General features: G+C 67.7%; 17 protein-coding genes. 6 read left to right on the top strand and 11 right to left on the bottom strand.

Annotated features, from left to right (window positions below):
• Nucleotides 1–5 precede the first annotated feature (5 nt).
• The 5 genes from FN976_RS10710 to FN976_RS10690 are packed head-to-tail and all read right to left on the bottom strand — an operon-like array spanning nucleotide 6 to nucleotide 4,767.
• Nucleotides 6–1,187, bottom strand: coding sequence for a CaiB/BaiF CoA transferase family protein (locus FN976_RS10710; protein WP_145892997.1), 1,182 nt, complete (start codon nucleotides 1,185–1,187; stop codon nucleotides 6–8).
• Nucleotides 1,188–1,202: 15 nt separating this feature from the next.
• A complete protein-coding gene (locus FN976_RS10705) occupies nucleotides 1,203–2,360 on the bottom strand; it encodes an acyl-CoA dehydrogenase family protein (RefSeq protein ID WP_145892996.1) in 1,158 nt (385 codons plus the stop codon).
• Nucleotides 2,361–2,397: 37 nt separating this feature from the next.
• Nucleotides 2,398–2,856 carry a MaoC family dehydratase gene (locus FN976_RS10700; protein WP_186510819.1) on the bottom strand — a complete coding sequence of 153 codons (459 nt, stop codon included), beginning with the start codon at nucleotides 2,854–2,856 and terminating at the stop codon, nucleotides 2,398–2,400.
• A gap of 34 nt (nucleotides 2,857–2,890) precedes the next feature.
• Complete coding sequence (locus tag FN976_RS10695; RefSeq protein WP_186510818.1) at nucleotides 2,891–3,880, bottom strand: Bug family tripartite tricarboxylate transporter substrate binding protein; 990 nt, start codon at nucleotides 3,878–3,880, stop codon at nucleotides 2,891–2,893.
• Nucleotides 3,877–4,767, bottom strand: coding sequence for an IclR family transcriptional regulator (locus FN976_RS10690; protein ID WP_186510817.1), 891 nt, complete (start codon nucleotides 4,765–4,767; stop codon nucleotides 3,877–3,879). The genes FN976_RS10695 and FN976_RS10690 overlap by 4 nt, the downstream gene beginning before the upstream one ends.
• Nucleotides 4,768–4,823: 56 nt before the next feature.
• Between FN976_RS10690 and FN976_RS10685 the strand changes: the two genes are divergently transcribed.
• Both FN976_RS10685 and FN976_RS10680 read left to right on the top strand, forming a co-directional pair.
• A complete protein-coding gene (locus tag FN976_RS10685; protein WP_255440296.1) occupies nucleotides 4,824–5,951 on the top strand; it encodes an NAD(P)H-dependent flavin oxidoreductase in 1,128 nt (375 codons plus the stop codon).
• A gap of 27 nt (nucleotides 5,952–5,978) precedes the next feature.
• Nucleotides 5,979–7,145, top strand: a complete 1,167-nt coding sequence (locus tag FN976_RS10680) for a CaiB/BaiF CoA transferase family protein (protein WP_145892992.1) — start codon at nucleotides 5,979–5,981, stop codon at nucleotides 7,143–7,145.
• 3 nt (nucleotides 7,146–7,148) lie between these two features.
• On the opposite strand, the gene FN976_RS10675 is transcribed toward FN976_RS10680, so the two are convergent.
• Genes FN976_RS10675 through FN976_RS10650 form a run of 6 tightly spaced genes read right to left on the bottom strand, consistent with a single transcriptional unit; the run spans nucleotide 7,149 to nucleotide 12,992 of the window.
• Nucleotides 7,149–8,399, bottom strand: a complete 1,251-nt coding sequence (locus FN976_RS10675; RefSeq protein WP_145892991.1) for a CaiB/BaiF CoA transferase family protein — start codon at nucleotides 8,397–8,399, stop codon at nucleotides 7,149–7,151.
• Nucleotides 8,396–9,280 (bottom strand): SDR family oxidoreductase, encoded by an 885-nt coding sequence (locus tag FN976_RS10670; RefSeq protein WP_145892990.1) that lies wholly within the window; start codon nucleotides 9,278–9,280, stop codon nucleotides 8,396–8,398. Before FN976_RS10670 ends, FN976_RS10675 begins: the two co-directional genes overlap by 4 nt.
• The gene (locus FN976_RS10665) at nucleotides 9,277–10,143 is read right to left on the bottom strand and encodes an SDR family oxidoreductase (RefSeq protein ID WP_145892989.1); all 867 of its coding nucleotides are present in this window, start codon (nucleotides 10,141–10,143) and stop codon (nucleotides 9,277–9,279) included. The genes FN976_RS10670 and FN976_RS10665 overlap by 4 nt, the downstream gene beginning before the upstream one ends.
• A 5-nt stretch (nucleotides 10,144–10,148) precedes the next feature.
• Entirely contained in the window at nucleotides 10,149–11,822 is a 1,674-nt protein-coding gene (locus FN976_RS10660) for an electron transfer flavoprotein-ubiquinone oxidoreductase (protein ID WP_145892988.1), read from the bottom strand.
• 37 nt (nucleotides 11,823–11,859) lie between these two features.
• Complete coding sequence (locus tag FN976_RS10655; protein WP_145892987.1) at nucleotides 11,860–12,366, bottom strand: MaoC family dehydratase; 507 nt, start codon at nucleotides 12,364–12,366, stop codon at nucleotides 11,860–11,862.
• The gene (locus FN976_RS10650; protein WP_145892986.1) at nucleotides 12,363–12,992 is read right to left on the bottom strand and encodes a TetR/AcrR family transcriptional regulator; all 630 of its coding nucleotides are present in this window, start codon (nucleotides 12,990–12,992) and stop codon (nucleotides 12,363–12,365) included. Before FN976_RS10650 ends, FN976_RS10655 begins: the two co-directional genes overlap by 4 nt.
• Before the next feature lie 209 nt (nucleotides 12,993–13,201).
• Here FN976_RS10650 and FN976_RS10645 point away from each other — a divergent pair, with 209 nt between their 5' ends.
• Genes FN976_RS10645 through FN976_RS10630 form a run of 4 tightly spaced genes read left to right on the top strand, consistent with a single transcriptional unit; the run spans nucleotide 13,202 to nucleotide 18,788 of the window.
• Nucleotides 13,202–14,368 carry an acyl-CoA dehydrogenase family protein gene (locus FN976_RS10645; protein ID WP_145892985.1) on the top strand — a complete coding sequence of 389 codons (1,167 nt, stop codon included), beginning with the start codon at nucleotides 13,202–13,204 and terminating at the stop codon, nucleotides 14,366–14,368.
• A complete protein-coding gene (locus tag FN976_RS10640) occupies nucleotides 14,365–15,150 on the top strand; it encodes an enoyl-CoA hydratase/isomerase family protein (RefSeq protein ID WP_145892984.1) in 786 nt (261 codons plus the stop codon). Before FN976_RS10645 ends, FN976_RS10640 begins: the two co-directional genes overlap by 4 nt.
• A 16-nt stretch (nucleotides 15,151–15,166) precedes the next feature.
• A complete protein-coding gene (locus FN976_RS10635; RefSeq protein WP_145892983.1) occupies nucleotides 15,167–16,774 on the top strand; it encodes a carboxyl transferase domain-containing protein in 1,608 nt (535 codons plus the stop codon).
• A 1-nt stretch (nucleotide 16,775) separates the two neighbouring features.
• Nucleotides 16,776–18,788, top strand: a complete 2,013-nt coding sequence (locus tag FN976_RS10630) for an acetyl/propionyl/methylcrotonyl-CoA carboxylase subunit alpha (RefSeq protein ID WP_145892982.1) — start codon at nucleotides 16,776–16,778, stop codon at nucleotides 18,786–18,788.
• The last annotated feature ends 20 nt before the right edge of the window (nucleotides 18,789–18,808 follow it).

The raw sequence follows: 18,808 nt of genomic DNA, 5'->3' as shown, positions 1-18,808 counted from the left end.
GCCTGCTATGTCGCTGGCGGCGACTGCGTGGAAAGCCGTACCGTGCCGGCGGCCACTAGCGCATCGATCTCGTCCTTGGAAAAGCCCGCGGCACGCAGCACCTGCTGGCCGTCGCCACCGATCGGCGGCCAGTCGCCGTGCGGCTTGCAGGCGCCGGGGATCAGCGGCAGCGGAATGGCACCGACTGGCGCCAGCGCTTCAGCCACAGCGCCCATCGCCTGCACCTGGGGTTCGGCCAGCCAGTCGGCGATGCCGTTGATGCGGCTGCAGAGCACGTCGGCGGCGGCGAAGCGCTGCAGCCATTCGGTCGTGGTGGCGCCGAGCAGGGCCCGCTCGATGGCTGGCAGCAGGGCCGGCAGATGGCGCGCGCGGGTTTCGAAGGTGTCGAAGCGCGCGTCGGCGAGCAGGTCTTCCCGGCCGATGGCCGCGGCCAGCGAGCGAAACTGCGCTTCCTTGCTCAACGCCAGCGCGATCCAGCCGTCGCTGCTACGGTAGATCCCGGCCGGTGCATTCAGGGAGCGTGCGCCCGCCGGTTCCAGCCGCGACTCGATGATTTTCGGTGCCAGGAACGCTGCGCACGACTGCATCAGGCTGATCTCGAGATGGTGCCCGCCGCCGCCGCCCAAACGTGAATAGAGCGCGACCGACAGCGCCTGGAACGCGTAGAGGGCCGACAGCGCATCGACGATCAGGAAGCCGACCCGGCTCGGATTGCCGGCCGCGTCGCGGTTCAGTGCCATCATTCCAGAGAAGGCCTGCAAAATCGTGTCAGTGCCTGGCCGCGCGGCGTCCGGGCCGTCCGGGCCGAAGCCGTTGATCGACAGGTAGACGAGGTTCGGATTCGCGGCAGCGAGTGCCGCGTAGCCGAGGCCGAGCTTGTCGGCGACGCCAGGCCGGAAGCTCTCGATGAACACGTCGCAGCCGCCGGCCAGGCGCCGCGCGAGCGCACGCCCGGGTTCGGCGTGCATGTCGATCGCGATGCTGCGCTTGCCGCGATTGGCGGCGAGGTCAAGCGCAGTGTGTTCGCCGTGGCGCGTGCCCATGCCGCGGATCCAATCGCCTTCGGGAGGCTCGATCTTGGTAACCTGCGCGCCGTGCTGGGCCATCAGCATTGCGCAGTAAGGCCCGGCGTAGCCCTGGCTCGCGTCGATCACGCGCAGTGCGGAGAAGGGCAGCGACACGTTCATCTTCGCGCCGTCTGCTCAGTCGCAGGGCAGGCCCAGCTGTTTGGCGATCACGCGCAGCTGGATCTCGTACGACCCCACGGTGACCGGCGCCACCAGGGCGTCAAGCGCCATGCGCATCACCGGCAGTTCCTCGGTGATGCCCCAGCCGCCGCCGATGTGCAGCGCGTTCTGCGTCACGCGATACACGGCCTGCGTGACGAACAGCTTCGCGGACGAGACGTCGAGGATGATGTCCTTGATCGCCGCGCCACTGTCCCATCGCTGCGCCGCGTGGTAGGTGTACAGGCGCGAGGCTTCGACGTCGACATGGCCCTGCGCCAGCATGAAGGCGATGCTCTGGTTCGCGCCGATCGGCTTGCCGAACTGCTGGCGCACCTTGGCGTAGTCGAGTGCCCAGGCCAGCGCAGTCTGCATGTGGCCGAGCCAGCGCGCCGCGACCATCACGCGCTCGCGGTTGAAGCCGGCCATGATCGCGCCGAAGCCGGCGGTCAGGCGGCGCGACTCGGGCACGCGTGCATTGTTGAACATCACGCGGTAGGTCGGCAGCGGCCGGTTGGCGTAGGTCTTGATCTGCGAAGTCTCGACGCCCGGCGTGTTGCGGTCGACCGCGAAGAAGTGCATGCCGTGGCGGCCCTGGGTCGGGTCGGTGCGCGCCAGCACCAGCATCGTGTCGCAGTCGCCGCCCAGCGTGATGAAGGACTTGATGCCGTCGAGCACCCACTCGTCGCCCTGGCGCGTGGCGGTGGTCTTCAGGTTCTGCACGTCGCTGCCCGCTTCGGGCTCGGTGACGGCCAGCGCAAGCAGGCATTCGCCGGCGATGTTGGCGCGCACCAGATCGTGATGCACCGCATGGCCGTGCTCGGCCAGCAGCGAGCCCGCCACGCCCTGGATCAGCGCCATGATCGCCAGGTTCGGGTTGGCCTTGGCCTGCTCCTCGATCGAGATGGCCTCTTCGGTGACGCCGAGGTCGGCGCCGCCCATCGCTTCGGGCGCGTGCAGGCCGATCAGGCCGGCCTTGGCCGCGGCCACGAAGAACTCGCGCGGGAAGCGCGCCTCGCGGTCGGCCTGCTGCCAGCGCGGCTTGATCTCGCGTTCGGCGAACTTGCGGCACATGTCGCGGAAGGCTTCGCGGTCGACGTTGTTGGGAGGCACGCGGCGTTCGGTTTGGCTCATGGAGGTTGATGCGGTGATGGAGAGTAAGGGTCGGCGATCAGGCCTTTGCCGGGGCGCGTGAGATCAGCACGCCGGCGGTTCCGCGCTGCACCAGCGCGCCGTCGCTGCCGAGCACACGGATCTCGAGCCTGACCGCGCCGGCGCTGCTGCCCTTGGCCGAGCTGACGTCGATCACGAAGCACTCGACCTGGACCGCGTCGCCGACGAACACGGGTCCGTAGAACCGCCACTCGCCGACGTCGAGCATGACCAGCAAGGCGGTGCCGAAGATGCCGTTCAACTCGGCCAGCACTTTGGCGATGACAAGCGGCCCGTGCGCGATCAGACGCCCGTAGCGCGTGGTCTTGGCGTATGCCGCGTCGACATGGATCGGGTGGCGCGCGTCCAGCAGGTCGGCGTAGCCGGCCACCAGTTCGGCGCTGCATTCGAAGCCTGGCAGAGGCAGGCGCATGCCCGGGCGGATGTCGCCGAGCCAGAGGGCTTTGGGAGGGTGCATGGATCGAGTCTCTTCGCGGCGCATCGCAACAGGGTCATTCCGGCTGGATGTTGAATTCCTTGATTAGCCGCACATAGTTCTGCGACTGCTCGCGCGTGAAGTCGGCCAGCACTTGCGGCGACGACGGCACTGCGTCGATGCCCATCGCGAGCAGACGGCTGCGGATGTCGGGCCGCTGCAGGATCGTGGTGACCTCGCGGTTCAGCCGTTCGACGGCGTCGTTGGGCATGCCGGCCGGGCCGTACAGTGCCCACCATGCCGGCATGTCTGCGAAGCCCCTGATGCCGGTTTCGGCGATGGTCGGCACATCGGGGAACAGCGCCGTGCGCTGCGTTGCGGTAGCCAGCAGCGGCCGCACCTTGCCCGCCTTGACCTGCCCGCTAGCCGTCGCCAGGTCGGTGAACATGATGTGCACGCGTCCGGCCAGCAGCTCCAGCAGCGCCGGTGGCGTGGACTTGAAGGGCACGTGCACCATGTTCACGCCGATCGACTTCTGCAGCATGCCGCCGTACAGCACGCCACCGAGGTTGCCGCTGGCGTAGTTGAGCTTGCCCGGGTTGGCGCGCGCATGCGCAACCAACTCGTCCAGGGTCCTCCAGGGCTGGTCGGCTGCCACCACCAGCACGTAGGACGTGCCGGCCAGCCGAGTGATGGGCGTGAAGTCGCGGAACGGGTCGTAGTTGACGCTGCGCAGGATGCCGGCCGGGTTTGCGACGATGGAGTTGGTGGCGGCGACAACGGTGTAGCCGTCGGGCGGCGACTTGGCCACATGCTCGACGGCCAGCACGGACATCGCGCCGGGCTTGTTGTCGATCACGACGCTCTGGCCGAGTGCGGTGCCGAGGGGCTCGGCAACGATGCGCAGGAACGTGTCGGTCGCCGACCCCGGGCCGAAGGGCACAACCAGGCGAACCGGCTTGTTCGGGAACTGCGCATGGGCGGCCAGCGAGGCCAGTCCCAGCAGCAGAGCGGCGGTGAAGCCGCGCGAAAAGTGACGCGCGGTTCCTGCGAAATGAAAGTTCATGCTGGTCTCCGTTCGCCCTGGCGGGCTTTGCTGGTTCGTTTCAGTGGTGCTGCCGCCAACGATGAAGTGCTGTTCCCGGAGTCTTGCGGGGCAAACTTTGACGGCGGCGCTGCGTGCCCGCCCAGGGTCCATGAGACCTCGCGAGCTGCCTCGGTCACCAGCGCGGCGAGCAACTCGCGCCGCGGCTCGAGCCGGTCGATCGGGACGCCGATGCCGATGGCATGGCGCACTCGGCCGTCGCGCTCGATGACTGGGGCGGCCACGGCGCCGGCGCCTATCGTGTGCTCACCCTGTGTCACCACCACACCGCTGCCGCGCACCTCGTCGATGATGCGTCGCAGGCGTGTCCGTTCGGTCACCGTGCGCGGCGTGCGCCGCAGCATGTCAGTTTCGGCCAGGTAGCGATGAATGAACGACGGCTCCTGAAACGCTAGCAGCGCACGGCCCATGCCAGTGCAGTACAGCGGCCAGCGCGAGCCGACACGCGGTGAATAGCGGATGTCCTGCTGGCTGTAGATGACGTCGAGGTACAGCGCTTCGGCACTGCGTTCGTCGAGCGTGGCGAGCATCACGGTCTCACCGGTCCTGAGCATCAGTTCGGCCGCCACGGGGCGCGCCGCAGCCAGCACGCCAGCATCGGCGGCGATGATAGCGCCCAGACGCAGCGCCGCCGGGCCCAGCGCGTAGCGGGCATCGCGCAGGCTCACGTAACCGGCGCCGACCATGACCCGCAGGTGGTTCAGCAGGCTGGTCTTCGGAATCTGCAGGGCTTCGGTCATCGCGGCTAGCGACATTCCGTTGGTCGCGGCGGCCAGCAATTCGACGATGTGCATCACGCGCAACGGCGACTTGGGGCCGCTGTAGTCGTCGCCGCCGGAACCGCTCATGGGGGCAGAAGGCCGTTTCATTATTGGTATGATAATCCAATATTGGACTACTCTGAATGACAACCGTGGCCAACCGCTTGTGTGAAATGTTCGGGATCGAGGCGCCGATCTTCGCCTTCTCGCATTGCCGCGACGTGGTCGTCGAGGTCTCGAAGGCCGGTGGTCTCGGAGTGCTCGGCCTGGCCCGCATGAGCCCGCAGCGCGTCGACGCCGAACTGCAATGGATCGACGACCACATCGGTGGCCGGCCCTACGGCGTCGACATCCTGATGCCTACGACCTACCAGGACGCGGGCGAGGGCGAGGCCAAGTACGACGCCGACCGGCTGCTGCCCGCCGGGCATCTGGCTTTCGTTCGCGGCATGCTCGATCGCGCCGGTGTGCCAGCGCTGCCCGCGGCCGAAGCGGCGCAGATCGAGCGCGACCTGGTTTCGACGTTCAACTTCACCCCGGGCGAAAGCGCCGCGATGATCGAGATCGCGCTGCGCCATCCGATCAAGCTGATCGTGAATGCGCTGGGCTCGCCGCCGGCCGAACTGGTAGAGCGCGCCCATGCGCGCGGCATCAAGGTGGCGGCGATGGCAGGGGCGCCCAAGCACGCGATCAAGCACCGCGATGCCGGTTGTGATTTCGTCATCGCGGTCGGCACCGAGGCCGGCGGCCACACCGGCAGCACCACCTCGATGGTGCTGTGGCCGCGCATCGTCGACGCGGTCGCGCCGTTGCCTGTGCTCGGCGCCGGCGGGATCGGCCGCGGACGCCAGCTCGCGGCGGCGCTGGCGCTCGGCTGCGAAGGTGCCTGGTGCGGCTCGATCTGGCTGAAGACGGTGCAGAGCGAGGTCACCCCCGAGGTCAAGGCCCGCATGTTCGAAGCCGGCCCCGACGACGCGGTGCTGACCCGCAGCGTCACCGGCAAGCCCTGCCGCACACTGCGCAGCGCTTTCACCGATGCCTGGGACGCGCCCGGCGCGCCTGAACCGCTGCCCGCGCCGCTGCAGGCGATCTTGTGGTGGGGGCAGGGCCGCACGCGGGTCGAACGGGTCCGGGCCAAGGAGTTCCTGACCTACCCCGTCGGGCAGATCGTTGCCGACATGCGCGAAGAGACCTCGGTGCGGCAGGTGGTTCAGGACATGCTCGGCGAACTGTCCGAGGCCAAGGAACGCCTGGATCGCCTGCTCGGTTGACATCCCATCGTTGAAGGAGAACAGACAATGAGCCAGGGACCGCTCGGCGGCATGAAGGTGGTGGAGTTCGCCGGCATCGGGCCGGGCCCGATGTGCGGCATGTTGCTGGCCGACCTGGGTGCCGAGGTGCTGCGTGTGGACCGGCTTGCGCCGAGTGGCCTGGGCATCGAGCGGGCGCCGAAATTCGATCTGCTGAACCGCGGCAAGCGCTCGATCGCGGTCGATCTGAAGGCCGCCGAAGGGGTCGCGTTCGCGCGCCGGCTGGTCGCCTGCAGCGATGCGCTGATCGAGGGCTTCCGGCCGCAGACGATGGAGCGGCTCGGCCTGGGCCCCGAGCCTTGTCTGGCGCAACAACCCAAACTGGTCTACGGGCGCGTCACCGGCTTTGGCCAGACCGGGCCGCTGGCGCTGGCCGCCGGGCACGACCTGAACTACATCGCCTTGTCGGGTGCGCTGCATGCGATCGGCCGCGCCGGTGCGCCGCCGACGCCGCCGCTGAACCTGGTCGGCGACTTCGGCGGCGGCGGTCTGCTGCTCGCGTTCGGCATGCTCGCGGCCCTGTGGAACACGCAGCGTGGCGGTGCCGGGCAGATCGTCGATGCGGCGATGGTTGACGGCGCGGCGATGCTGATGACCTCGCTCTACGGCATGCTCGGCAGCGGAATGCACACCGGGCCGCGCGGTACCAACCTGCTGGATTCGGGGGCGCCGCACTACGAGGTGTTCCGCTGCGCCGACGGCGAGTATGTCTCGGTCGCGCCGATCGAACTGAAGTTCCGCAAGGTTCTGGTCGAGCGCCTGGGCCTGGCCGCCGACGCCTTCGACTTTGACGACGCGGCGCGGTGGGCCGAAAGCAAGACCCGGCTGGCCGCGATCTTCGAGACCCGCACGCGGGCGCAGTGGTGCGATCTGCTCGAAGGCAGTGACGCCTGCTTCGCGCCGGTGCTTGCGCCACTCGAGGCGCCGAAGCATCCACACAACCAGGCACGCTCGACCTTCATCGACATTGGCGGTGTGGTGCAACCTGCGCCAGCGCCGCGTTTCAGCGCCACCCCGGCGGGACTGCCGCGGGGACCGCACAGCGCGGACGATGGGGCGCTTGAACAGGTGCAGCGTTGGGGCATACCGGCGTCCGAACTGGGCGCACTGGTGCAGCGCGGCTTCGTTCGCGCGGGCGGTGCGCGCGCGGCTTGAAGGTCAGAGCTCTGCTTTGGCGCGCACGGCCTCCTGCGCGCTCGCCGCACCGCTGGCCAGCAGGCGGTCAATGTCAGCCGCGGCGTAACCGGCCTCGGCCAGCACCTCGCGCGTGTTTTCGCCCAGCAGCGGCGCATGGCGCCGGATGGCCGGCGGCGTGCCCGACCACGTGCCGGGAATGTTCATGCTGCGGATGCGCCCTTCGCTTGGGTGCTCGATCCACTCGAAAAAGCCGATGTCGGCCAGGTGCGGGTCGTCCATCAGGGAGGCCGGCGTGTGCATGGGCGTCACCGGGATGTCGGCCTTGGCCAGCGCGTCCATCCACTCGGCGGTGGTGCGCTGGGCCATCTGCTCGGTGACGAAGGCGTACAGCGCGTCGACATTGCGCGTGCGATCGGCCATGCGCAGGAAGCGCGGGTCGCGCAGCATCTCCTCGCGGCCCAGCATCTCGCAGAAATTCTTCCAGTGCTTGTCGATGTAGATCAGGACGCAGATGTAGCCGTCCTTGGTCTTGCAGGGGCGCCGATCCTTGGCGAGCAGACGCACATAGCCGGCGTCGGCCAGCGGCGGGTCGAAGGTCTGGCCGTACATGTGGTCGGACAGCACGAATTGCGTCATGGTTTCGAACATCGGCACTTCGATGGCCTGGCCGCGGCCGCTGCGCTCGCGCGCGTAGAGCGCGGCAGTGACGCTGTAGACGGCGGTCAGGCCGGTGGTGCGGTCGCAGATGTTGGTCGGCAGGTAGCGTGGCTCGCCTGTCACACGGCCGACCAGCGAGGGCAAGGCGACCGCGCCCTGGATCAGGTCGTCGAGCGCCGGTTTGCCGGCATAACGTCCGCCTTCGCCGAATCCGTAGGCACCGCAGTAGATGATGCCCGGGTTGACCGCGGCGACCTCGTCGTAGCTCAGGCCCAGCCGGCCCATCGAGCCTGGGCGGATGTTGAACAGCAGCACGTCGGCGCCGGCGATCAGGCGCTTCAGCGCCGCCAGGCCATCGGGCTGGCGCAGGTCGAGCACGATGCTGCGCTTGTTGCGGTTGACGGCCAGGTACATCGGGCCCATACCCTTGCTGCGGCTGGGGCCGATATTTCGTACGGTGTCGCCTTCAGGAGATTCCACCTTGATGACGTCGGCGCCCAGGTCGGCCAGGATCTGGGAGGCGAACGGACCCATCACCACGGTGGTGAGATCGATGATCCTGACGCCGGCCAGCGGGCCGGGGCCACTGGCGGTCTTGTCGGTTGTGGAGCTCATGTTGGGGATGCGGGTGGTTTGAAGTAGTCGGGCATGCCGGCGGGCCAGAAGTCGCCCCACAGCACCATGCCGCCGTCGATGTTGACGGTCTCGCCAGTGATGTACTTGCCCGATGGCGCAGTGAGGTAGACCACCGCCTCGGCAATGTCCTGCACGTCGCCGGCCCTGAGCATGGGGTTGGTGCGGAACAGGCCGCCGACGTTTTCTTCCCTGTAGTTGTTGAAGCCGTTGCTCTCGATCGCGCCGGCGCCGATGCAGTTGACGCGGATGCCGTGCTCGGCCCATTCGACGGCCAACGTCTGTGACAGCGCGATCACGCCTGCCCGCGACGCAGCGGTGTGTGCCATGCCGGGCAGGCCGCGGTCAACCGCGGCAGCGATGGTGACGATGCTGCCGTCGCGCTTGCCCTGCTTGACCCATCGCTTCGCCGTGCCCTGCATCATGTACCAGGTGCCGTTGAGGTTGGTGTCGATGACGGCGTTCCAACCCTTGTCGGTGAAGTCCATCGCATGCGCGGCGAACTGCCCGCCGGCATTGTTGACCAGCACATCGATGCTGCCGAAGCGTTCGAACACTGCGTCGAACAGACCTTCGACTTGCGCCGGATCGCGGATTGTCATCGGGTGCACAAGGACCTCGCGGCCTGACAGGGCGCGCAGCTTCTCGGCGCAGTCCTCCAGCGCATCCAGCTTGCGGCCGCAGATCGCCAGCGTGGCGCCCAGGCGGGCGAACAGGAAGGCAATCGCCTTGCCGATGCCGCTGCCGGCGCCCGAGACCAGCACCACCTTGCCGGCGAACAGATTGTCGCGGTAGACCGTGGGCAGCTCGGCGAGCGCCGCGTCGCCGGGGCCGAATTTGGGTTGCTTTTCCGCTGCGCTCATGGCGTCTGCCCCTGGGTGAAATAGGCAGGCTTGGGGATCGTCCACAGCTCGCCCCACAGGACGCCGCCGCCATCGACGGTGAGCAGCTCACCGGTGATGAACTTGCCGCTGGGCCCGGTGAGGTAGATCACCGCGTGACCGATGTCCTGCACGTCGCCCTGGCGCAGCATCGGGTTGCCGCGTGGGAACTGCTCGCGCGCTTCGGCCGAGTACTGCTTGAAGCCGGTGCTCTCGATCACGCCGGGCGCCACACAGTTGACGCGGATCTGGTGCTGCGCCCATTCCACGGCCACCGTCTTAGACAGGTAGGTCACCGCGGCTCGCGCAGCGCAGGAGTGGGCGACGCCGGGGAAGCCGCGCTGGAAGGTCAGCACGATGTTGACGATGTTGCCCGGCGTGCCGGTGTCGCGCCAGCGCTTTGCGGCGGCGTGCATCATGTACCAGGTACCGTTCAGGTTGTTGTCGATCACCGCCTTCCAGCCGTTCGGGCTGAGGTCGAGCGCGGCCTTCGGGAACTGGCCACCCGCGTTGTTGACCTGCACGTCCAGGCGACCGAAATGGGTGTAGGTCGCGTCCAGCAGCCGCTCGACATCATCGGGCTGACGAATGTTGGCCTGCTGCACCAGCACGTCGGGGCTGCCGAGCTTGCGCAGCCAGGGCTCGCAGGCATCGAGCTTGGCGCGGTCGCGGCCGCAGATGACGAGTCTGGCGCCCAGTCGCGCGTACAGGAACGCGATGGCCTTTCCGATGCCGCTGCCGGCGCCGGAGACCATCACGACTTGGCCGTCGAACAGGCCGGCCTCGAAGACGCGCGGCGCGTCCGCCAGCGCGGCATCGTCCCAGCCGAATTGCGGTTCACTCATGGGGTTCACATTCCTGCGTAGTTGGGCCCGCCGCCGCCCTCGGGCGTGACCCAGACGATGTTCTGCGACGGATCCTTGATGTCGCAGGTCTTGCAGTGCACGCAGTTCTGGGCATTGATCTGCAGGCGCTCTTTCTGGTCGTCGTCGCGGACGAACTCGTAGACTCCGGCCGGGCAATAGCGGCTTTCAGGCCCGGCGTACTTGGCCAGGTTCAGCGCCACTGGCACCGAGGGGTTCTTCAGCGTCAGGTGCGCCGGCTGGTTCTCTTCGTGGTTGGTGTTGCTGACGAACACCGACGACAGGCGGTCGAAAGTAAGCTTGCCGTCCGGCTTGGGATAGGCAATGGGGTGGGCCCGGTCGGCTGCCAACAGGCATTCGTGGTCGCGCTTGCTTCCGTGTAGCGTCCAAGGCGGGCTGGCGATGCCCAGCCTGGGCAACAGCCACTGCTCGATGCCTGTCATCAGAGTCCCGACCCACTTTCCCTTCTTGAACCAGAGCTTGAAGTTGCGCGTCTGCTGCAGCTCCCCGTTCAGCCAGCTCTGCTCGAAGGCCAGCGGGTAGGCCAGCAACTCGTCGCGCTGGCGCCCGGCGGCCAGCGCCGGCGCCAGCGCCTCGGCACACAGCATGCCGCTCTTGATGGCGGCGTGACTGCCCTTGATGCGTGCGGCGTTGAGATAGCCGGCGTCGCAACCGACCAGGGCGCCGCCCGGGAACACCGTCTTGGGTAGCGCTTGCGGGGTGCCGTTGTTGATGGCGCGCGCGCCATAGCCGATGCGCTTGCCGCCTTCGATGTGGGCGCGGATGGCGGGGTGCGCCTTCCAGCGCTGCATCTCCTCGAACGGGCTCATGAACGGATTGCTGTAGTCCAGCCCGATCACGAAGCCCAGCGTCACCTTGTTGTCGGCGAGGTGGTACAGGAAGCCGCCGCCGAAGGTCTGGTCGCGCATCGGCCAGCCCGCGGTGTGGACCACCAGGCCGGGCTTGGCGCGGGCCGGGTCGACCTCCCACAGTTCCTTGATGCCGATGGCGAAGCTCTGCGGATCCTTGCCTGTGTCGAGCCGGTAGCGGGCGATGAGCTGCCTGCCGAGGTGGCCGCGCGCGCCCTCGGCGAAGACGGTGTACTTGGCGCACAGTTCCATGCCGAGCTGGAAGGCGTCAGCGGGCTCGCCGTCCTTGCCCACGCCCATGTTGCCCGTGGCCACGCCGCGCACGGCGCCCTGGTCGTCGTACAGCACTTCGGCGCCGGCAAAGCCGGGGAAGATTTCCACGCCCAGGGCTTCCGCCTGCTGCGCCAGCCAACGCACCACGTTGCCCAGCGACACGACATAGCAGCCATCGTTGTGCAGGTTGCGCGGCACCAGCCAGTCGGGCGTGCGCACGGTGCCGGTTTCGGACAGAAACAGCACGTCGTCGGCGGTCACGGGCTGGTCGAGCGGTGCGCCCTGAGCCTTCCAGTCGGGCAGCAGTTCCGAGATGGCGCGCGGGTCCATCACCGCACCAGACAAGATATGGGCCCCCGGTTCCGACCCTTTTTCGATCACGACCACGGACAGGTCGGCGTTCAGCTGCTTGAGACGGATCGCTGTGGCCAGGCCGGCAGGGCCGGCGCCGACCACGACCACGTCGTACTCCATCACTTCGCGCGGGCCGAAGCGTTCGATCGATTGCTGGATGTTCACTTTCGATGGGCGCGCATGGCGCGCGCTCGAGTCGGAGTCAAGGCTTAGACCCCGGAACCGGGGGCGCGCGGTTTGGCGCCATCCCGCGCTTGTAGACCATCAGCGTGCGCTTGAAGGTGCACACCACTACCGCATCATGGTTGAAACCCTCGGTCGCGACGGTGATCACGCCCAGGTTCGGGCGCGACTTCGATTCACGCTTGTCGAGGACGGTGGAGCGCGAGTAGATGGTGTCGCCCTCGAACACCGGATGCGGCAGGCGTACGTCATCCCAGCCTAGGTTGGCAAATACGTTGTAAGAAACGTCAATCACGGACTGCCCTGTGACCAGCGCCAACGTGAGGCAGGAATTGACCAAGGGCCGCGCAAACTCGGTTTGCGCGGCGTAGTGCGCATCGAAATGCACCGCAGCCACGTTCTGGGTCAGCAGCGTGAACCAGATGTTGTCCTGCTGCGTGAGGGTCCGGCCGAGCGGGTGGCGGTATTCGTCTCCGACAATGAAGTCTTCGAAGAAGCGGCCCTCCCATCCCGGCTTGACGCTCATGCCGGCTCGCCGACAAAAGTGCCGTCGAAGACGATCGCCGTGATCTGCTTGACGAAATCCTGGAACGAACCCTTCTGCGGGTTGTACCACTCGACGGTCCAGTTCAGGGCGCCGATCACGAAAAGACGGATCATGGCGGTGCTGGTGTCGGCCCGCAACTCGCCGCGTTGCAGTGCGTCCTCCAGCAGACTGTCCCAATAGTCGGCGTACTCGCGACGGATCTTGCGGTGGCGGTTCTTCGCCGCGGCGGGAATCTGACCGTAGATCCGGATGTTGGCCGACGTGAAGTCGCCATGGTGCAGCATGCCCCAGAGGTGGCCTTCGATCGCCGCCGCCAACCGCTGCCGAGCAGTGGCCTCTGCAGGCAGCGCCTCCACGCGCTGCTGCACTGCGGCGGAGACCACCTGGATGCCCTTGTCCAGCACCTCACCGAGAATCTGGTCCTTGGATTCGAAGTGGTAGTAGATGCTGCCTGCCTTGATGCCGGAGGCGTCAGCCACTTCCCGCAAGGTCGTTGCGGCGTAGCCATGGTGGCGGAACAACCGTGCGGCCTCCAGCAGGATGCGTTCACGCGTCGCGCTGTCTACCTCGACTGGAGCAGGGTTTTCGCGGGACTTGGTTGCCATAGTGTGTGGTTAGTTAGGTTGGGTGATCGAAAATGGTACCAGTCACAGCGTATGTCGCCTTGAAGCCCTTGAGTTCCTAACTAACGTATGTTCGATGATATGATAGACCGGACTTGCCGGTGCAGGCAAGCGATACGTTGTCGAGGCGCTTCGTCGATGTGCGGGCGATGCGTCCCGAAGTGCTTCCACCCAGCCAAGGAGACCGGATCATGCTGCTCAACGAAGACCAGATCGCACTGCGCGACGTCGCTCGCCGCTTCTCGCGCGAGAAGCTCAAGCCCCACTACCAGACGCGTGAGGCCGACCTGGGCTTCGACCGCGCGCTGATGAAGGAGATCGGCGCGCTGGGCTTGATCGGTGTGGATCTTCCGGAAGAGTACGGCGGGCTGGGCCAGAGCGGCGTCACCTCGGGTCTGATCACCGAGGAAATCGCCTACGGCGACTTCAACATCAGCTATTTGCAGTTGCTGGGTTCGCTGATGGGGGCCATCGTGCACCGCAACGCCAACCCCGAACTGGCGCGGCACTGGAACAGCCGTCTGGTCGCGGGCGACGCCATCATCGGACTGGGGTTGACCGAGCCGCGCGGGGGCTCCGATGCGGCCAACCTCCAGGTGAAGGCGCGCCGCGACGGCAATCAGTACATCCTGTCGGGTGAAAAGACGTCCATCAGCTTCTCCGACCAGTGCGACGCCATCGTCCTGTTTGCCCGTACCGGCAAGCCCGACGCCGGCGCACGGGGCATCTCGGCCTTCCTTGTGCCGATGGATTCGCCGGGCATCCAGCGCACACGCTTCAACGACGTGGGCAGCAAGATCATCGGTCGCGGTTCGGTATTCTTCGACGATGTGCGCATCCCGGCCGAGAACCTGATGGGCCAGGAGGGCAAGGGCTTCACCGAGGTGATGCAAGGCTTCGACTTCAGCCGCATCCTGATCGCATTGCAATGCGTGGCAGCGGCGCAGGCGTCGATCGACGAGACCTGGGAGTACATGAAGGAGCGTCAGGCGATGGGCGCGCCCATCGTGCAGTACCAGGGCGTGTCGTTCCCCATCGTCGAGTTCGAGACCCTGCTGGCCGCCTGCCGACAGCTCTGCTACCACGGCCTGGCGCTGCGCGACGCTGGCCAGCCGCATACGGCGGAAGCCGCCATGGTCAAGTGGATGGGCCCGAAGACCAGCTTCGATGCGATCCACCAATGCATTCTGACCTTCGGCCACTACGGCTGGTCCAAGGACCTGCCGCACCAGCAGCGCCTGCGTGACGTGATGGGCCTGGAGATCGGCGATGGCACAGCGCAGGTGATGAAGCTCATCGTCGCGCGCGAGCGCGCGGGGCGCGTGGCCGTGCAGTACGCGGCAGAGAACAGGAAATGAGCGCGGCTTCGCCGCTGGTCGTCGGCCGCGAAGGCGCCGTCGGCATCATCGAACTGGCGCGGCCGGACAAGTTCAACTGCCTGTCGCTGGCCGTGCATGCGGCCATTGAGGCGGCGCTGGACGACTTCGAGAAGCCCGGCTCGGGCGTGCGCGCTGTCCTCATCCGCGCCCAGGGCAAGCACTTCTGCACCGGCGCCGACCTCGACGAGGTCAAGGGCCTGCGCAGCGATCCGGCCAAGATCGACCACTTCATCCGCTACGGCCACGCGGTGCTGCAGCGCCTGGAAGCCAGCCCGCTGCCCGTGGTGGCGGCCTGTCAGGGCCTGGCCCTGGCAGGCGGCAGCGAGCTGATGATGGCCTGCGACGTGATCTTCGCGTCGACCGACTTCCGCATCGGCGACCAGCATGCGCAGTACGGCTTGGTGCCCGGTTGGGGCGGATCGCAGCGCCTGCCGCGCATCGTCGGACTGCGCCGCGGCCTCGACCTGTTCTTCAGCGCACGCTGGATCGATGCCCCCACCGCCCTGCAGTGGGGCCTGGTGAACTACGTGGTCGAGCCCGACAAGCTGGGCGAGGCCGCGCTCGCCTACTGCACCCAGCTCACCACGCGCAGCCGCGGCGGGCTGGCGATCATGAAACGCCTGGCGCGGCAGGGCATGGACCAGCCGCTGGGCGGCGGCCTGAAGCTCGAACAGGACGTCATGGCCACCGAGTTGATGAACGACGACGTGAGCGAAGGCCTGGCGGCTTTTGCGGCGCGCCGCCCGCCCGTGTTCAAGTGACTATTAGAGCTCCCGGATGACGATTCTTTCCTCGCGCGCTTCCACCGCCGACCCCGAGTTCCAGCTCAACCGCAGCGCCTACGAGGCCCTGATCGCCAGGCTGCACGAGCGGCGCCGCAAGGCGCTGGCCGGCGGGCCGCCCAAGGCGCGTGAGAAGCACCTGGCGCGCAACAAGATCCTGCCGCGCGACCGCGTCGAAGTGCTGCTCGATCCGGGCTCGCCCTTCCTTGAGCTCGGCATGCTGGCCGGCGAGGGTCAGTACGACGGCGTGCCGCCGGGTGCGAGCATCATCACCGGCATCGGGCTGGTGCAGGGCCGGGCCTGCATGATCATCGCCAATGACGCGACGGTGAAGGGCGGCACCTACTACGGCATGACGTGCAAGAAGCACGTGCGCGCGCAGCAGATCGCCTGGGCGCATCGGCTGCCGTGCATCACGCTGGTCGACAGCGGCGGCGCCTTTCTGCCGGACATGGCCAACATCTTTCCCGACGTCGGCCAGTTCGGCAGCATCTTCAACAACCAGGTGCGCATGTCGGCCGAGGGCATCCACCAGATCGCCGTGGTGCTGGGGCCCTGCACCGCGGGCGGCGCCTACATCCCCGCGCTGTGCGACGAGATCGTGATCGTCAAGGAGCAGGGCTTCATGTACCTGGGCGGCCCCGAGCTGACCTTCGCCGCCACCGGCGAGACGGTCGACGCCGAGTCGCTGGGAGGCGCGCAGATGCACTGCAGCCTGAGCGGCGTCACCGACCACATTGCCCACGACGACCGCCACGCGCTGGCGCTGACGCGCGAGATCGTGCGCGAGCTGGGCGAGCCGCCGAAGCCGCGCTGGACCAAACAACCCAGCTTGCCGCCGCGGTTCGATCCGAGCGAGATCCATGGGCTGATCAGCCGCGACCCCAAGATCCCCACCGACACGCGCGAGATCCTCGCGCGCTTCGTCGACGACAGCCGCTTCCAGGAATTCAAGCCGCTGTACGGCGACACGCTGCTCACCGGGTTCGCCCGCATCCACGGCCACGAGATCGGCATCCTTGCCAACCAGGGCGTGCTGTTCCCCGAAAGCGCGATGAAGGCGGCGCACTTCATCGACCTGTGCTGCCAGCGCGACATCCCGCTGCTGTTCATGGCCGACGTCACCGGCTTCATGGTCGGTCGCGCCGCCGAGCAGTCGGGCATCGCCAAGGCGGGCGCGAAGATGATCACTGCGATGGCGTCGGCCAATGTGCCCAAGTACACCATCATCATCGGCGCGTCGTATGGCGCAGGCTATCTGGCGATGTGCGGCCGCCCGTTCAACCCGACCGCGATGTTCGCGTGGCCGAACGCGCGTGCCGCGATCATGGGCCCCGAGCAGGCGGCCACCGTGATGGCCCTGGTGCGCCGGCAGATCAACAAAACCGAAGGCCGCGAGTGGACGCCTGAGGAAGAAGAAGCCTTCAAGGCGCCGGTGCGCAAGGTCTACGAAGATTTCCAGCCGGCCGACAACTTCTCATCGAACCTGTGGGCCGACGGCATCATCGACCCCGTGGAGACGCGCGACGTGATGGGCTTGATGCTCGATCTCGCGTCACGCACCGCCCCCAAGCCGACCCCCTTCGGCATCTTCCGGTTCTGACATGCAACGCATCCACAAGGTCCTGATCGCCAACCGCGGTGAAATCGCCTGCCGCATCGCGCGCACCTGCCGGCGCCTCGGGCTGAAGGTCGCCACCGTGCATTCGAGCGTCGACCGGCATGCGCGCCATGTGCGCGAGATCGGTGAATCGGTCGAACTCGGCGGCGCGGCACCGTCCGACAGCTACCTGCGCATCGACGCCATCGTCGCGGCAGCGCTGCGCGTCGGCGCCGACGCAGTGCATCCCGGCTTCGGCTTCGTCTCCGAGAACCCGGATTTCGTGCGCGCGCTCGACGCCGCCGGGCTGATCTTCATCGGCCCCACGGCCGAAACCATGGAACGCCTGGGCGGCAAGGCGCAGGCCAAGCGCGAGGCCGCGCGCCTGGGCGTGCCAGTGATCGCGGGCAGCGAGGGCGGCATGAACGTCGCCGCCGAGGTGGTGAACGCCGTGCGCGGCATGCCGCTGCCGGTGCTGCTGAAGGCCGTCGCCGGCGGCGGTGGCCGCGGCATGGCGGTGGTCGAGACCCTCGACGGGCTGGACGCACGCGTCGAAAGTGCGATGCGGGAGGCCGAGAAGGCCTTCGGCAAGGGTGAGCTGATCGTCGAGCGCTATCTGCCGCGCGTGCGCCACATCGAGGTGCAGGTCGCCGGCGACGGGCAGGGCCACGCGATCCACCTGTTTGAACGCGAATGCACGCTGCAGCGGCGTCACCAGAAGGTGATCGAGGAGGCGCCGAGCGCCGGCCTGCCGGCAGCCTTGCGCGAGCGCCTCCTGGCCGATGCGGTCAAGCTCGCCGCCGGGGTGAACTACCGCGGCCTCGGCACGGTCGAGTTCGTCGTGACGGGGGACGAGCACCACTTCCTCGAGGTCAACCCGCGCCTGCAGGTCGAGCATCCGGTCACCGAGGAAGTGACCGGACTCGACCTGGTCGAGCTGCAACTGCGCATCGCCGACACCGATCGGCTGCCGCTCATGCAGGCCGACGTGCGCTGTGACGGTCACGCCTTTGAGGCGCGGCTGTGTGCCGAGGATGCCGAAGCCGGCTTCCTGCCGACCACCGGGCGGCTGGACCGGGTCGACTTCTCGCGCGCCGCGGTGCGCATCGAGTCGGGCGTCGAGAGCGGCGACGAGATTTCGCCGTACTACGATTCGATGATCGCCAAGCTGGTGTCGCGCGGCCCGAACCGCGAGGCCGCGCGCCGCGCGCTCGCTGCGGGTCTGCGCGACAGCACGGTGATCGGCCTGACGACCAATCTGCAGTTCCTACACGAGCTGCTGCACTGGCCGCAGACCATCGCGGCGACTTTCCACACGCGCCTGATCGACGAGTCGTTCGCGGCCGATGCTGCGACTGCCCGCGCGGCTCCTGTCGTGCCGGCCGAGCACGTGGCCGCGGCTGCGCTGCACTGGATCGCCACCCAGCGCGCTGCGACCCCGGAACTCGGCTGCTGGAGCCAAGCGCGGGGTTTCACCGGCTGGCGCCTGGCCAACGGCGGGCCCGCGCCGGCGCCGCTGCCGAACCTGGTGCTCAAGAGCGGCACGGACGAATGGCCGGTGCGCTTCGGCGCGCCGCAGACCGACGGCAGCATCGAGCTCGTGCTTGGCGATGCGCACGAACGCGTGTCGCTGGCCGTGCTGCCCAGTGGCCATCGGCTGCTGCACTTCGGCGGCCGAACGCTCGAGCTCGCGCTCGTCGGCGATGCCCACAGCATCGAGCTGTCGAGTCCGCTCGGGCGCAGCGTGTTCGACTGCACGCCTTACCTTGGCGGTGCGCTCGCAGACGCCGCCGCGGGCGGGCAGCTCGGCGCGCCGATGATGGGCAAGGTGGTGGCCCTCAAGGCCGCGGTCGGCGATGCGGTGAAGATCGGCCAGACGGTGATCGTGCTCGAGTCGATGAAGATGGAACTGCACGTCGCCGCCCCGTTCGACGGCAGCGTCGCAACTCTGCGCTGCAAGGTCGGTGACATGGTCGAGCGGCACCAGGTGCTGGCCGAGGTCGCGCCGCTCGAATAGTCTGCGCAAGCAAGGAGCAA

Source organism: Caenimonas sedimenti (assembly GCF_007833165.1).
GTDB lineage: Bacteria > Pseudomonadota > Gammaproteobacteria > Burkholderiales > Burkholderiaceae_C > Ramlibacter > Ramlibacter sedimenti.
The sequence above is the reverse complement of the archived record's forward strand: the minus strand, read 5'-3'. Positions and strand labels throughout refer to the sequence as shown.

Coding starts and splice junctions, on each gene's coding strand:
- FN976_RS10710 (WP_145892997.1), bottom strand. CDS start 1,187: ATGAACGTGTCGCTGCCCTTCTCCGCACTGCGCGTGATCGACGCGAGC.
- FN976_RS10705 (WP_145892996.1), bottom strand. CDS start 2,360: ATGAGCCAAACCGAACGCCGCGTGCCTCCCAACAACGTCGACCGCGAA.
- FN976_RS10700 (WP_186510819.1), bottom strand. CDS start 2,856: ATGCACCCTCCCAAAGCCCTCTGGCTCGGCGACATCCGCCCGGGCATG.
- FN976_RS10695 (WP_186510818.1), bottom strand. CDS start 3,880: ATGAACTTTCATTTCGCAGGAACCGCGCGTCACTTTTCGCGCGGCTTC.
- FN976_RS10690 (WP_186510817.1), bottom strand. CDS start 4,767: ATGAGCGGTTCCGGCGGCGACGACTACAGCGGCCCCAAGTCGCCGTTG.
- FN976_RS10685 (WP_255440296.1), top strand. CDS start 4,824: ATGACAACCGTGGCCAACCGCTTGTGTGAAATGTTCGGGATCGAGGCG.
- FN976_RS10680 (WP_145892992.1), top strand. CDS start 5,979: ATGAGCCAGGGACCGCTCGGCGGCATGAAGGTGGTGGAGTTCGCCGGC.
- FN976_RS10675 (WP_145892991.1), bottom strand. CDS start 8,399: ATGAGCTCCACAACCGACAAGACCGCCAGTGGCCCCGGCCCGCTGGCC.
- FN976_RS10670 (WP_145892990.1), bottom strand. CDS start 9,280: ATGAGCGCAGCGGAAAAGCAACCCAAATTCGGCCCCGGCGACGCGGCG.
- FN976_RS10665 (WP_145892989.1), bottom strand. CDS start 10,143: ATGAGTGAACCGCAATTCGGCTGGGACGATGCCGCGCTGGCGGACGCG.
- FN976_RS10655 (WP_145892987.1), bottom strand. CDS start 12,366: ATGAGCGTCAAGCCGGGATGGGAGGGCCGCTTCTTCGAAGACTTCATT.
- FN976_RS10650 (WP_145892986.1), bottom strand. CDS start 12,992: ATGGCAACCAAGTCCCGCGAAAACCCTGCTCCAGTCGAGGTAGACAGC.
- FN976_RS10645 (WP_145892985.1), top strand. CDS start 13,202: ATGCTGCTCAACGAAGACCAGATCGCACTGCGCGACGTCGCTCGCCGC.
- FN976_RS10640 (WP_145892984.1), top strand. CDS start 14,365: ATGAGCGCGGCTTCGCCGCTGGTCGTCGGCCGCGAAGGCGCCGTCGGC.
- FN976_RS10635 (WP_145892983.1), top strand. CDS start 15,167: ATGACGATTCTTTCCTCGCGCGCTTCCACCGCCGACCCCGAGTTCCAG.
- FN976_RS10630 (WP_145892982.1), top strand. CDS start 16,776: ATGCAACGCATCCACAAGGTCCTGATCGCCAACCGCGGTGAAATCGCC.